Origin of the sequence: Pseudokineococcus sp. 5B2Z-1 (genome assembly GCF_037482305.1) — a bacterium.
Taxonomy (GTDB): Bacteria; Actinomycetota; Actinomycetes; order Actinomycetales; family Quadrisphaeraceae; genus Pseudokineococcus.
The window spans coordinates 148,400-160,492 of sequence record NZ_JBBHZG010000006.1; the positions used below are offsets into that span (position 1 = coordinate 148,400).

General features: G+C 77.4%; 11 protein-coding genes. 2 read left to right on the forward strand and 9 right to left on the reverse strand.

Annotation, left to right across the window (positions count from 1 at the left end; translation table 11 throughout):
* Positions 1-14 precede the first annotated feature (14 nt).
* The 7 genes from WDV85_RS14760 to WDV85_RS14790 all read right to left on the reverse strand — a co-directional run bounded on the left by WDV85_RS14760 (position 15) and on the right by WDV85_RS14790 (position 7,486).
* Positions 15-410, reverse strand: a complete 396-nt coding sequence (locus tag WDV85_RS14760) for a DUF3817 domain-containing protein (protein ID WP_339571346.1) — start codon at positions 408-410, stop codon at positions 15-17.
* The gene (locus WDV85_RS14765) at positions 407-1,480 is read right to left on the reverse strand and encodes an SURF1 family protein (RefSeq protein ID WP_339571347.1); all 1,074 of its coding nucleotides are present in this window, start codon (positions 1,478-1,480) and stop codon (positions 407-409) included. The genes WDV85_RS14760 and WDV85_RS14765 overlap by 4 nt, the downstream gene beginning before the upstream one ends.
* A 133-nt stretch (positions 1,481-1,613) precedes the next feature.
* Positions 1,614-2,615, reverse strand: coding sequence for an oxidoreductase (locus WDV85_RS14770; RefSeq protein WP_339571348.1), 1,002 nt, complete (start codon positions 2,613-2,615; stop codon positions 1,614-1,616).
* Positions 2,616-2,652: 37 nt separating this feature from the next.
* Positions 2,653-3,774 (reverse strand): GuaB3 family IMP dehydrogenase-related protein, encoded by a 1,122-nt coding sequence (locus tag WDV85_RS14775; protein ID WP_339571349.1) that lies wholly within the window; start codon positions 3,772-3,774, stop codon positions 2,653-2,655.
* Positions 3,775-3,865: 91 nt separating this feature from the next.
* Positions 3,866-5,356, reverse strand: a complete 1,491-nt coding sequence (gene guaB / locus WDV85_RS14780) for an IMP dehydrogenase (RefSeq protein WP_339571350.1) — start codon at positions 5,354-5,356, stop codon at positions 3,866-3,868.
* A 231-nt stretch (positions 5,357-5,587) separates the two neighbouring features.
* Entirely contained in the window at positions 5,588-6,187 is a 600-nt protein-coding gene (locus WDV85_RS14785) for a LuxR C-terminal-related transcriptional regulator (RefSeq protein ID WP_171203457.1), read from the reverse strand.
* 198 nt (positions 6,188-6,385) lie between these two features.
* Complete coding sequence (locus tag WDV85_RS14790; RefSeq protein ID WP_339571351.1) at positions 6,386-7,486, reverse strand: MerR family transcriptional regulator; 1,101 nt, start codon at positions 7,484-7,486, stop codon at positions 6,386-6,388.
* A 364-nt stretch (positions 7,487-7,850) separates the two neighbouring features.
* Between WDV85_RS14790 and WDV85_RS14795 the strand changes: the two genes are divergently transcribed.
* Positions 7,851-8,159: a WhiB family transcriptional regulator gene (locus WDV85_RS14795; protein ID WP_171204460.1), complete on the forward strand. Its 309-nt coding sequence runs from the start codon at positions 7,851-7,853 to the stop codon at positions 8,157-8,159.
* Between the two features lie 298 nt (positions 8,160-8,457).
* Here WDV85_RS14795 and groL read toward each other — a convergent pair whose 3' ends face one another.
* Both groL and groES read right to left on the reverse strand, forming a co-directional pair.
* Positions 8,458-10,074 carry a chaperonin GroEL gene (gene groL / locus WDV85_RS14800; protein ID WP_339571352.1) on the reverse strand — a complete coding sequence of 539 codons (1,617 nt, stop codon included), beginning with the start codon at positions 10,072-10,074 and terminating at the stop codon, positions 8,458-8,460.
* Between the two features lie 211 nt (positions 10,075-10,285).
* The gene (gene groES / locus WDV85_RS14805; RefSeq protein ID WP_171203546.1) at positions 10,286-10,579 is read right to left on the reverse strand and encodes a co-chaperone GroES; all 294 of its coding nucleotides are present in this window, start codon (positions 10,577-10,579) and stop codon (positions 10,286-10,288) included.
* 221 nt (positions 10,580-10,800) lie between these two features.
* Between groES and WDV85_RS14810 the strand changes: the two genes are divergently transcribed.
* Positions 10,801-12,075, forward strand: coding sequence for a class I SAM-dependent methyltransferase (locus WDV85_RS14810; RefSeq protein ID WP_339571353.1), 1,275 nt, complete (start codon positions 10,801-10,803; stop codon positions 12,073-12,075).
* The last annotated feature ends 18 nt before the right edge of the window (positions 12,076-12,093 follow it).

A 12,093-nucleotide genomic window follows, 5' to 3' on the forward strand; every position in this document is an offset into this window, starting at 1 on the left:
GCACAGGGTGCCGGTCAGGCGCCGTCGCGCTGCTGGGCCAGCTGGCGCAGCAGGGCGCGGACCTCGCGCGTGACGCGGTGCTCGACGACGAAGGAGACGAAGGGCACGACGCCCGCCAGCACGAGCCCCGCCAGGCGGGCCGGCCCCCACCGCAGGCGCGACCACATGTCGACGACCGTCACGAGGTAGACGATGTAGATCCAGCCGTGGGCGATGGCGACCCAGCTGCCGAGGATCTCCGGCCCGAAGACCTCGCGGACCACGAGCTGCACGGTGACGACGAGGAGGAAGACGCCGGTGACGATCGCCATGACCCGGTAGCGCGTGAGCGCCGGGCCGAGGCTGGCCTCGCGCAGGCGGCGGGCGCGGGCGCCCGTGGGGGCGGGCGGGGTGGGTCGTCCGGTGCTCACCGGGAGGCCTCCTGGGCGCGGCGGTCGGCGGGGTGGTCGGCGGCGGGGTGGTCGGCGGCGGGGTGGTCGAGGTCGCCGGGGTCGGGGGCGCTGCTCGGCTCGGGAGCGCCCCCCGGGTCGGGGCCGCCCTCCGGGTCGGCGGCGCCGGCGGAGGCTCCCGGCTGCGCAGCCGCCCGCTCCTCGGCCTCGTCCTCGGCGCGCTCGAGCGCGCGGCGGCGGACGTCGTGCACGACGCGCAGCCACATGAGCACGGCGAAGGCGGCGAAGACCCACCACTGGAAGGCGTACGAGACGTTCTGCAGGTTGGTGCCGCTCTCCCGCTCCGGCGGCGGGACGACCTGGACGCCCGGCGACGGGGCGGACTGCGCCAGGGCCTCTTGCGCCTGGGCGTCCGGCACGAGGTACCCGGCGTAGACGCGCCCGTCCCAGACGTTGAGGAGGTCTGCCGAGCTGGCCGCGGCCAGCCGGCCCGCCGGCAGCCCGACGAGCCCCCGCGGGTCCTCGGAGACGGCGAGCTCGCCGACGAGGTCGGCGGTGCCCGTCGGGGCGGGCGGCACGCCCGCGGCGTCGTCGGGGTCGGGCACCCATCCGCGGACGACAGGCAGCAGGGCGCCGCCGTCCCCCGGCGCCGCTGCCTGCTCCCCGGCGGCGGGGTCGGCGGCAGCCCCGTCGGCAGGTGCGGCGTCGGCAGGTGCGGGGTCGGCAGGTGCGGGGTCGGCGTCCGGGACCTCGACGGCGGCGAGGACCCAGGCGCCGTCGCCCGGCGACCCGTCGGCCGCGCGGCCGACGACGAGCTGCTGCGGTACGTCCGCCCAGGTGCCGCGGACGGCGACGGGCCCGGCCACGGCCTCGGCGGACAGGGCCTCCTGGGGGGCGAGCACCTGCTGCAGCGGCACCACCGCGCGCTCGGGCGGCGCCTGCTGCCCGGTGCGCGCCCGGCCGAGCTGCCAGGACCCCAGCTCGGCGAAGACGACCGCGAGCCCCAGCGCGAGGGCCAGCAGGGCGAGCATCCGCGGGCGCAGCGCCGTCCGGACGACGCCCGCGGGTCCGCGGGTCTCGGTCGGGCGCACCCCACCACGGTACGGCGCCCGTCTGGGCGCCGGCCGGGAGGCCGGACGGGGCTGGAGGAGCCGGCGGACCGGGTGGGAGAGCGGCGCGGGGGCCCGGCGACGGGAAGCCGACGTCGAGGCGATGCCGCCCGGCTCAGGCGGGGTCGAGCTCGTGGAAGCCGACGCCGGTGAGGCGCACGGCCTCCTCCCACAGCCAGCGGGCCACGTCGACGTCCTGCGCGCCCGCGGAGGTGCCGACGCGCACGGGCGGGCCGCTGCGCTCGCCGGCGCCGGCGGGCCCGTAGTACTCCCCGCCGACGACGTCGGGCGCCGTCGCCGCGCGCAGCACCGGCCAGGCGCCCGCCTCCGGGCTCTGCATGACGAGCTCGCCGACGCGCCCGAGCGCGTAGCGCACCGGTGAGGGCAGCCGCCCGAGGGGGCCGCCGGTGAAGAGGTTGGTGGCCGAGATGCCCGGGTGGGCGGCGACGCTGACGAGCTCGCGCCCGGCCCGCTCGGCGCGCCGGTCCAGCTCGAGCGCGAACATGAGGTCGGCCAGCTTGGACTGCCCGTAGGCGCTCCACGCCCCGTAGCGCTTCTCGCGCATGAGGTCGTCGGGCGTGATCCGCCCGAAGCGGTGCGCCATGCTCGACAGGCTGACGACGCGCGGCCGCCGGCCCGCGGACTCGCTCTGCAGGAGCGGGCCGAGCAGGCGGCCGGTGAGGGCGAAGTGGCCGAGGAAGTTCGTGCCGAGCTGCAGCTCGAACCCGTCCTCGGTGGTCGAGCGGGGCACCGCCATGACGCCGGCGTTGTTGACGAGCAGGTCGAGCCCGTGGGACCCGAGGCTCGCCGTCATGCGGGTGGCGAGGTCGGCGACGCTGCGCAGCGACGCCAGGTCGAGCAGCTGGAGCTCCACCTGCGCGCCCGGCGCGCGGCGCCGCACCTGCTCGAGGGCGGCGTCCCCCTTCTCCCGGGACCGCGCCGTCATGACCACGCGGGCACCCGCGGCGGCGAGGACGGCCGACACCTCGAGCCCCAGGCCGCTGTTGGCGCCCGTGACGAGGGCCGTGCGCCCGGACTGGTCGCCGACCCGGTCGGGCGACCAGCCGCCGGACGGGCCGGCCGGGGAGGTGGGGGCGTCGTCGGCAGCGCTGCTCATGCGGCCAGCCTGCCAGCCCGCCCGTGCCGACCGGCGGTCAGCCCGGCTGGTAGGGGCTGACGACGACCTCGCAGCGCTGCATCTCCTTGAGGTCGGAGTACCCCGTGGTCGCCATGGCGCGGCGCAGGGCGCCGACGAGGTTGGTGGTGCCGTCGGCCGTGCGCCCCGGCCCGGAGAGGATCTCGGCCAGCGGCGCGGCCGTGCCCACGCGCACCCGCTCGCCGCGCGGCAGCTCGCTGTGGTGGGCCTCCGGGCCCCAGTGCCAGCCGCGGCCCGGGGCCTCCTCGGCGCGCGCGAGCGCGGCGCCGAGCATGACGGCGTCCGCCCCGCAGGCGATGGCCTTGACGAGGTCGCCCGAGCGGCCGACGCCGCCGTCGGCGATGACGTGCACGTACCGGCCGCCGGACTCGTCGAGGTAGTCGCGGCGCGCCCCCGCGACGTCGGCGACGGCGCTGGCCATGGGCGGGTGGATGCCGAGGGTCGTGCGGGTGGTGCTGGCCGCTCCCCCGCCGAAGCCGACGAGGACGCCCGCGGCGCCCGTGCGCATGAGGTGCAGGGCGGCGGTGTGCGAGGCGGCGCCGCCCACGACGACGGGCACGTCGAGCTCGTAGATGAACCTCTTGAGGTTGAGCGGCTCGCTGCGCGAGGAGACGTGCTCGGCCGAGACCGTGGTGCCGCGGATGACGAAGAGGTCGACGCCGGCGTCGACGACGGTCTTCCACAGCTGCTGCGTGCGCTGCGGGCTCAGGGCCCCGGCGACGGTGACGCCGGCCTCGCGGACCTCGCGCAGGCGCTGGGCGACGAGGTCGGGGTCGATGTCGCGGGAGTAGAGCTCCTGCATCCGCCGCGTGGCGTCGCCGTCGGCCAGCGAGGCGATCTCCTCGAGCAGCGGCTCCGGGTCCGCGTAGCGGGTCCACAGGCCCTCGAGGTCGAGCACGCCGAGGCCCCCCAGGCGCCCCAGCGCCACCGCGGTGGCGGGCGAGGTCACCGAGTCCATCGGGGCCGACAGCACCGGGACCTCGAACTGGTACGCGTCGATCTGCCAGGACGTGGAGACGTCCTCCGGGTCGCGGGTGCGCCGGCTCGGGACGACGGCGACGTCGTCGAAGGAGTAGGTGCGCCGCGCCCGCTTGCCGCGTCCGATCTCGATCTCAGCCACCCGCGCAGGCTAGTGGCGACCGCCGACGGCCGACGACGCCGCCGCCCGGCCACCGCGGGCCCGCGGCCGCGGCCCGCGGTGCGCGAGGGCCTCAGCGGCGCCCGTAGTTGGGCGCCTCGACCGTCATCTGCACGTCGTGCGGGTGGCTCTCCTTGAGGCCCGCGGGCGTGATGCGCGTGAAGCGGCCGCGGGCGCGCAGCTCCGGCACGGAGCGGGCGCCCGTGTAGAACATCGACTGCCGCAGGCCGCCGACGAGCTGGTGCGCCACGGCGGACAGCGGGCCGCGGTAGGGCACCTGCCCCTCGATCCCCTCGGGGATGAAGGCGTCGTCGTCGACGTCGCCCTGGAAGTAGCGGTCCTTGGAGTAGGAGCGCGCCCGGCCGCGCTTCTGCGCCGCCCCGAGCGAGCCCATGCCGCGGTAGCCCTTGTACTGCTTGCCGCCGATGAAGACGAGGTCGCCCGGGCTCTCGTCGCAGCCGGCCAGGAGCGAGCCGAGCATGACGGCGTCGGCGCCCGCGACGAGGGCCTTGGCGATGTCGCCGGAGTGCTGCAGGCCGCCGTCGCCGATGAGCGGCACGCCCGCGGGGCGGCACGCCTGCGCCGCCTCCCAGATGGCGCTGACCTGCGGGACGCCGACGCCCGCGACGACGCGGGTCGTGCAGATGGAGCCGGGGCCCACGCCGACCTTGACGCCGTCGGCGCCGGCGTCGACGAGCGCCTGGGCGCCCTCGCGCGTCGCGACGTTGCCGCCGACGACGTCGACGTGCGCCGCGGCGGGCTCGGCCTTGAGGCGGGCGACCATGTCGGCGACCCCGCGGCTGTGCCCGTGGGCGGTGTCGACGACGAGGACGTCCACGCCGGCGTCGACCAGCGCCATGGAGCGCTGCCAGGCGTCGTCGAAGAAGCCGACGGCCGCGGCCACGCGCAGGCGGCCGCGCTCGTCCTTGGTGGCGAGCGGGTACTGCTCGGCCTTGGTGAAGTCCTTGACGGTGATGAGCCCGCGCAGGCGGCCGTCGGCGTCGACGATCGGCAGCTTCTCGACCTTGTGCTCGCGCAGCAGCCGCATCGCGGTCTCGCGGTCGGCGCCGACGGGCGCCGTGACGAGCGGCATCGGCGTCATGACGTCGGCGACGGCGCGGCTGTGGTCGGGCTCCCAGCGCAGGTCGCGGTTGGTGACGATGCCGACGAGCACGCCGGCGTCGTCGACGACCGGCAGGCCCGAGACGCGGTAGCGCGCGCACGCCGCGTCCACCTCGGCGAGCGTCGCGCCGGGCGACGTCGTCACCGGCTTGGTGATCATCCCGGCCTCGGAGCGCTTGACGAGGTCGACCTGGTCGGCCTGGTCCTCGATCGAGAGGTTGCGGTGCAGCACGCCGAGGCCGCCCTGGCGGGCCATGGCGATCGCCATCCGCGCCTCGGTCACCGTGTCCATCGCCGACGACAGCAGCGGCACCCGGACCTCGACCCGGCGCGACACCCGCGTGGTCGTGTCGGCCTCGCTGGGGATGACGTCGCTCTCCGCGGGCAGGAGCAGCACGTCGTCGTAGGTGAGGCCCGTGCGGGCGAAGGGGTCGGCGGGCATGTCCGGCACGGCGGGGGCTCCCTGGGGACGGGGGACGGCTGCGGACGCGACGCTGCGTGCAGCGATGGTACGACCGCCCGCGCCCCTCCCCGACGCCCCTCGCGCGCGCCCCTGCCGGCGCCTCCCCCGGCGCTCTCCCGGGCGCACCTCCCGGGCGCACCTCCCGGGCGCACCTCGCCCCCTGCACGAGCCCGGCCCCCGCGAGCCCCCTGCGCCCGCGGGAGGCCGGGCTCAGCGCACGAGGCCGGCGCGGAAGCCGATGGCGACCGCGTGCGCGCGGTCCGCGGCGCCGAGCTTGCGGAACAGCCGGCGCGCGTGGGTCTTGACCGTGTCCTCCGAGAGGAAGAGCTCCTTGCCGATCTCGCCGTTGCTGCGGCCGCGGCTCATGCCGGCGAGGACCTGCTGCTCGCGCTCGGTGAGCACCGGCACGTCCTCCTGGGCCGTCGCGGCGACGGCCGCCCGGCGGGCGTCGCTCACCGACATGGCGTGGTGGAGGACGGCCGTCAGCTCGGGCGTGCTCGGCTCGCGGACGAGGACGGCGCACGCGCCGGCGGCCATGGCGGCGCCCGCCGTGTCGCCGTCGCCCGGGGCGACGACCGCGATGACGGCCGTCTGGGGCCGGGCCTGCATCCAGGAGCGGATGTGCTCGGCCGCCCGCGGGTGCGAGCAGGACATGAGGACGACGTCCGGCGGGCCGCCGGGGGCGGTCCGGGCGGCGGCGCCGCCGCCGGCGGCACCGGCCGTCCGGGTGACGCCCGGCACGGAGCCGACCTGGCGGCGCAGCGCCTCCCGCACGGGCAGGACGTCGTCGCAGACGAGCACGGTGGACACGCTGAACCTCCGGGTGGTCTGACCGCGGGTGTGCGGCCGCTTCGCCCTGGTGATCGGCACGGGAGCGCCGTCTCCTGAGGGAACCTCGTGCACCGCGCCTCCCGCTGTCGTCGTCCACAGCGTTCGGCGCCGGCGCGCCGCCGGACTGGTCCCGGCGCGTCCGGGTCGCCCGGACGGCCCGGTGGCGGCCCGTGCCCGTCAGGCGAGCGCGGTCGCGGCGACGTCGCCGAGGTCCGCCACGACGGGCGCGGGCAGCGGGGCGGCCCACCCGCGCCCGGCCAGGACGACGCGCGCGCCCGCGGGGTCGACGAGGCGGGCCGTCTCCTCGGCGGCGGCCGCGTCGACGGCGGCGTCCGCCACCACCACGAGGACGGCCGCGTCGAGCTGCTCGCCCACGGCGGCGACGCGCTCGGCGGCGTGGGCGCCCGGCAGCACCGCCGCCGCGGCGCCCTCCTCGCGGAGGGCGGCGGCGACGACGTGCGACAGCAGGTCGCCCGTGGCGCCGCCCGCGGAGGCCCCGCCGCCGCCCCCGGGGGCGCACGGCCGCAGGACGAGCACCGCGGGGCCTCCCGCCGGCTCCGCCTCGACGGCGGCGCGCAGGGCGGCGAGGAGGGCCGCCTCCAGCAGCGCGACGGGCGAGCGGCCCGGGGCCACGGCGCCGACCCGGTCGGACAGGGCCTCGAGCACCGGGCGCACGAGCGCCGTCCAGGCCTCGACGACGCCCCCCACGGCCATGTGCGCCTCGAGGAGCCGCTGGCACTCCCCCGCCTGCAGCGCCATCGCCGCGCGCGCCAGGGAGCGCACCGACGGGGTGGCGCCCCGCGGGGCCGGCGCCTCGCCGCGAGCAGGGGCCACCGGGGTGCCCGAGGGGTCGTGGACGCGGGACCCGCCAGGTGGGCGCGGATCAGCCTGTGCGGAGGTCTGCGAGGGGGCCTGCGCGGGGGCGGAGGACGACGGGTCGTGCGCGGACGGCGCGGCCGACGTCGCGCGGGCGCTCTGGACGGCCACGCGGGCGGCCTCCGCCGGCGAGTAGCCCTCCAGCGTCATGCGCCGCATGACCATGAGCCGCTCGAGGTCCTCGAGGCTGTACTGGCGGTGGGCGCCCGCCGTGTGCGCGGAGGGCCCGAGGTCGTAGCGACGGGCCCAGGTGCGCAGGGTCGCGGGGGCGACCCCGAGGCGGCGCGCCACGGCGGCGACCTTGAGCGTCGGGGCCGCGACCGCTGCCGGGTCCGCTGCTGGGTCCGTCCCCGCGCCCGTCGAGGGCTCGTCCTGCTCGTCGTGCCCGGGGCGCCGGTCCACCGGTCCCTCGTCGTCGCGGGCAGGCACCGCCGGGACCCCCTCCCGTCGGGCCGGTGCGGGCGCGCCCCCGCCGCCCGCGCCGTCGTCACCGGGCGCCCGCCGGTCGCGGGCCGGGACGGGGGCGTGGGAGGGCACGTGCTCACTCTGGCCGCGCGCGCCCCGCCGAGCCAGTCGGCGCGCCCTCCCGACGCGCTCCTGGACGACCGCTGGCCGTCGGGTGAACAACTCCCGTGCGCCTCGAACAGGTCCTTGAACAACTTCTGGATCGGTTGTAGCGTCCACGCCATCGACATCGCGCCACGGTCGGCCCAGCACGGAGCCACCACGGCAGCCCCCTCGGGGGCACGACACCCCAGGAGCTCCCATGGCTGAGATCTCGCGCCTCCCCGGCCCCGTCGCCGACCTCTGGGAGTGGCAGATGCAGGGCGCGTGCCGCGAGGCGGACGACACCCTCTTCTTCCACCCCGAGGGCGAGCGCGGCCCGAGCCGCCGCAACCGCGACAACGCCGCCAAGGCGATCTGCGCCGCCTGCCCCGTGGTGCAGCAGTGCAAGGAGCACGCCCTCGCCGTCCGCGAGCCCTACGGCGTGTGGGGCGGCATGACCGAGGACGAGCGCGAGGCCGAGTACGCGCGCCGCCGCGGCGCCACGCGGGTCCTGCCCCTCGCCAGCTGATCCCAGCCCGGCCCCCGGCGCGACGCGACGAGAGCCCCGCACCCACCGGGTGCGGGGCTCTCGCGCGTCCGGGGGCGCTCTCGCGCGTCCGGGGACGCTGTCGACGCGGGGCGGCAGCGCCGTGTCCCCGCGGCAGACCCGCGGGCAGCGGACCCACGGGCGGCAGACGCACGGGCAGCAGACGCACGAGGGCCCCGGGCGGGATCGCCCGGGGCCCTCGTGCGCCGCGCTCGCAGTGCGTCCGCCGGCGGGCGGACGGGGTGGCGCTCGTCAGCGCCGGCTGCTCACGTCGAGCCGGTCAGTGGCCGTGTCCGTGGCCGTGCCCGACGGCCTCCTCGACGGGCTCCTTCTTCTCCACGACGAGCGTCTCGGTGGTGAGGACCATCGAGGCGATCGACGCGGCGTTGACGAGCGCCGAGCGGGTCACCTTCACCGGGTCGATGACGCCGGCGGGCACGAGGTCCTCGTACTCGCCCGTCGCCGCGTTGAGGCCCTGCCCGCCCCCGAGGGTGCGGACGCGGTCGACGACGACGTAGCCGTTCATGCCGGCGTTCTCGGCGATCCAGCGCAGCGGCTGGTCGACGGCGCGCCGGACGATGCCGACGCCCACGGCCTCGTCGCCCGTGCGGCCGAGGTCGCCCTCGAGCACGGACGCCGCCTGGACGAGGGCGGAGCCGCCGCCGGCGACGATGCCCTCCTCGATGGCCGCGCGGGTCGCCGAGACGGCGTCCTCGATGCGGTGCTTCTTCTCCTTGAGCTCGACCTCGGTGGCCGCGCCGACCTTGATGACGCAGACGCCGCCGCCGAGCTTGGCGAGCCGCTCCTGCAGCTTCTCGCGGTCCCAGTCGGAGTCGGTGCGCTCGATCTCGGAGCGGATCTGGCCGGCGCGCGCGTCGATGTCCTCGCGCGAGCCTCCGCCGTCGACGATCGTCGTGTCGTCCTTCGTGACGACGACGCGGCGGGCCGTGCCGAGCACCTCGAGGCCGACCTGGTCGAGCTTGAGGCCGACGTCGGGGGTGACGACCTGGGCGCCGGTGAGGACGGCGAGGTCCTCGAGCATCGCCTTGCGGCGGTCGCCGAAGCCGGGAGCCTTGATCGCGGCGGCCGTGAAGGTGCCGCGGATCTTGTTGACGACGAGGGTCGAGAGGGCCTCGCCGTCGACGTCCTCGGCCACGACGAAGAGCGGCTTGGAGGTCTCCAGCACCTTCTCCAGCAGCGGCAGGAGGTCCTGCACGGCGCTGATCTTGCCGGTGTGGACGAGCACGTGGGCGTCCTCGAGGACGGCCTCCATGCGCTCGTTGTCCGTGACGAAGTACGGCGAGATGTAGCCCTTGTCGAGCTGCATGCCCTCGGTGAACTCGAGGTCCATGGCCGCCGTCGTCGACTCCTCGACGGTGATGACGCCGTCCTTGCCGACCTTGTCGAACGCCTCGGCGATGAGCTCGCCGATGGTGCGGTCCTGGCTGGAGATCGCGGCGACGTGGGCGATCTCGTCCTTGCCCTCGACGTCGCGGGCGGCGCCGCGCAGCGCGTCGCCGACGGCCGTGACGGCCGCGTCCATGCCCCGCTTGAGGGCGCCCGGGGCGGCGCCGGCGGCGACGTTGCGCAGGCCCTCGTGGACGAGCGCCTGGGCGAGGACGGTCGCGGTCGTCGTGCCGTCGCCCGCGATGTCGTTGGTCTTGGTGGCGACCTCCTTGGCGAGCTGGGCGCCGAGGTTCTCGTACGGGTCCTCGAGCTCCACCTCGCGGGCGATCGTCACGCCGTCGTTGGTGATGGTGGGTGCGCCCCACTGCTTGTCGATGACGACGTTGCGGCCGCGGGGGCCGAGCGTCACCTTCACGGCGTCGGCGAGGGCGTCGACGCCGCGCTCGAGCGCGCGGCGGGCCTCGTCGTCGAACTGCAGGGTCTTGGCCATGGTGCTCCGTCCTGGTCGGGGCTCGCGCTGGAGCCCGCGGGAGAGTCGTGCGGTGCGGCGCGGTCGCGCTCGGGGCCCGTCGCCCGTCGGCTGTCGTGCGGGGCCCCGGACGCACGTCGCCCCGGGGACCGGCGGACCGGTCCGCCGGGGCGGTCGTGCGGGCGCGCGGCCCGAGCGGGGCCGCGGTGCGCCGTCGTGCCGGGGGCTGGTGTCAGCCGACGACGGCGAGGACGTCGCGCGCGGAGAGGATGAGCAGGTCCTCACCGCCGTACTTGACCTCGGTGCCGCCGTACTTGGAGTAGATGACCTTCTCGCCGACCTTGACGTCGACCGGCACGCGCTGGCCGTTGTCGTCGACGCGGCCCGGGCCCACCGCGAGGACCTCGCCCTCCTGGGGCTTCTCCTTCGCGGTGTCCGGGATGACCAGACCCGACGCGGTCGTCTGCTCGGCCTCGACGGCCTTGACGACGATGCGGTCCTCGAGCGGCTTGATGGAGACCGACACTGTGCGGACCTCTCCTTCGTGGTGGTTCACGTGACGGGGGCAGGCGGTGCGGGCTGGAGCCGTCCGCCGTCGCGGGGGTCGGCCGGTCCTGCCGTCTCGCCGACCGCGACTCTAGGGCGGGGTTAGCACTCGGTCAATCCGAGTGCCAGCCCTGCACCCGCTCCCGGGAGGCGGCCGCGGCGGCGGGTCCCGAGGTCGCCGCCCGTGCCACCATCGCCGCCGTGGACGACCCCGCCGTCGCCGGCCTCGCGGCGGTGCTCTCCCCCGCCGGCCAGGCCCTGCTGGCCTCCCTGCCGCCCTACGACGACGAGGGCGCCCTCGCGCTCGGGCAGCGGCTGCGCGCGGCCGGCCACGACCCCGTGCTCGTGGCGGGCGCCCTCACCCAGAGCCGCCTGCGCGCCCGGGCGCGCGCCAAGTTCGGGCCCTTCGCCGACGACATGCTCTTCACGGCGGCCGGTCTCGAGCAGGCCACCCGGCTCGAGGTGGCCGCCCGGCACGCGCGCCGCTTCGCCGCCGCGGGGCTGGGCCGGGTGGCGGACCTCGGGTGCGGCCTCGGCGGGGACGCCCTGGCGCTGGCCGGGCTCGGCGTCGACGTCCTCGCCGTCGACCGCGACGAGCCCACGGCCGCGGTGGCGGCGGCGAACCTGCGGCGCTTCCCCGGCAGCGAGGTGCGCTGCGAGGACGTCGCGGCCACCGACCTCACGGGCGTCGACGGCGCCTGGCTCGACCCGGCGCGCCGCGACGCCGGCGGGCGCCGGGTCCTCGACCCGCGGCGGGCGAGCCCGCCGCTGTCCTTCGCCGTCGACCTGGCGCAGCGCCTGCCCGTGGGGGTGAAGACGGCGCCGGGCATCGACCACGACCTCGTCCCCGGTCCGGTCGGCGGCCCGGGCGGCGGCCCTCTCGGTGGCCCGGTCGGTGACGCTGGCGCGGCGACGCCCTGGGAGTGCCAGTGGACGTCGGTCGACGGCGACGTCGTCGAGGCGGCGCTGTGGTCGCCGGCGCTGGCCCGCCCGGGCGTGCGGCGCAGCGCCGTCGTCGTCCGCGGCGGCGCCGCGGCCGTCGTCGACGACGCGCACGACCCCTTCGCCGGCGGCGCCCCGCCCGTCGGCCCCGTGGGCGGGTACCTCTACGAGCCCGACGGCGCCGTCGTGCGGGCCGGGCTCGTCGGCGCCGTCGTGGCGGCCCTCGACGGCCGGCTCGTCGACCCCTCGATCGCCTACGTCACGGCCGACCGGCACCTCGAGCTGCCGTCGGCGACGGGCTACGCCGTCGACGAGGTGCTCCCCTTCGGCCTCAAGCCGCTGCGCGCGCGCCTGCGCGAGCGGGGCGTCGGCCGCCTCGTCGTCAAGAAGCGCGGCACCGCCGTGGAGCCCGAGGAGCTGCGCCGCCGCCTCGGCCGGCTCGAGGGCCCGCACGAGGCCGTCGTCGTGCTCACCCGGGTCGCGGGGCGCCAGAGCGCGCTGCTGTGCCGGGCGCTGCCCCGCCCCGCCGCCTGAGAGGGCCTGGCCCCCGGG

Bases quoted from the DNA above. Each gene is read 5' to 3' on its own strand.
- WDV85_RS14795 (WP_171204460.1), top strand. From the start codon at position 7,851: ATGGCTGAGATCTCGCGCCTCCCCGGCCCCGTCGCCGACCTCTGGGAG.
- guaB (WP_339571350.1), bottom strand. From the start codon at position 5,356: ATGCCCGCCGACCCCTTCGCCCGCACGGGCCTCACCTACGACGACGTG.
- groL (WP_339571352.1), bottom strand. From the start codon at position 10,074: ATGGCCAAGACCCTGCAGTTCGACGACGAGGCCCGCCGCGCGCTCGAG.
- WDV85_RS14770 (WP_339571348.1), bottom strand. From the start codon at position 2,615: ATGAGCAGCGCTGCCGACGACGCCCCCACCTCCCCGGCCGGCCCGTCC.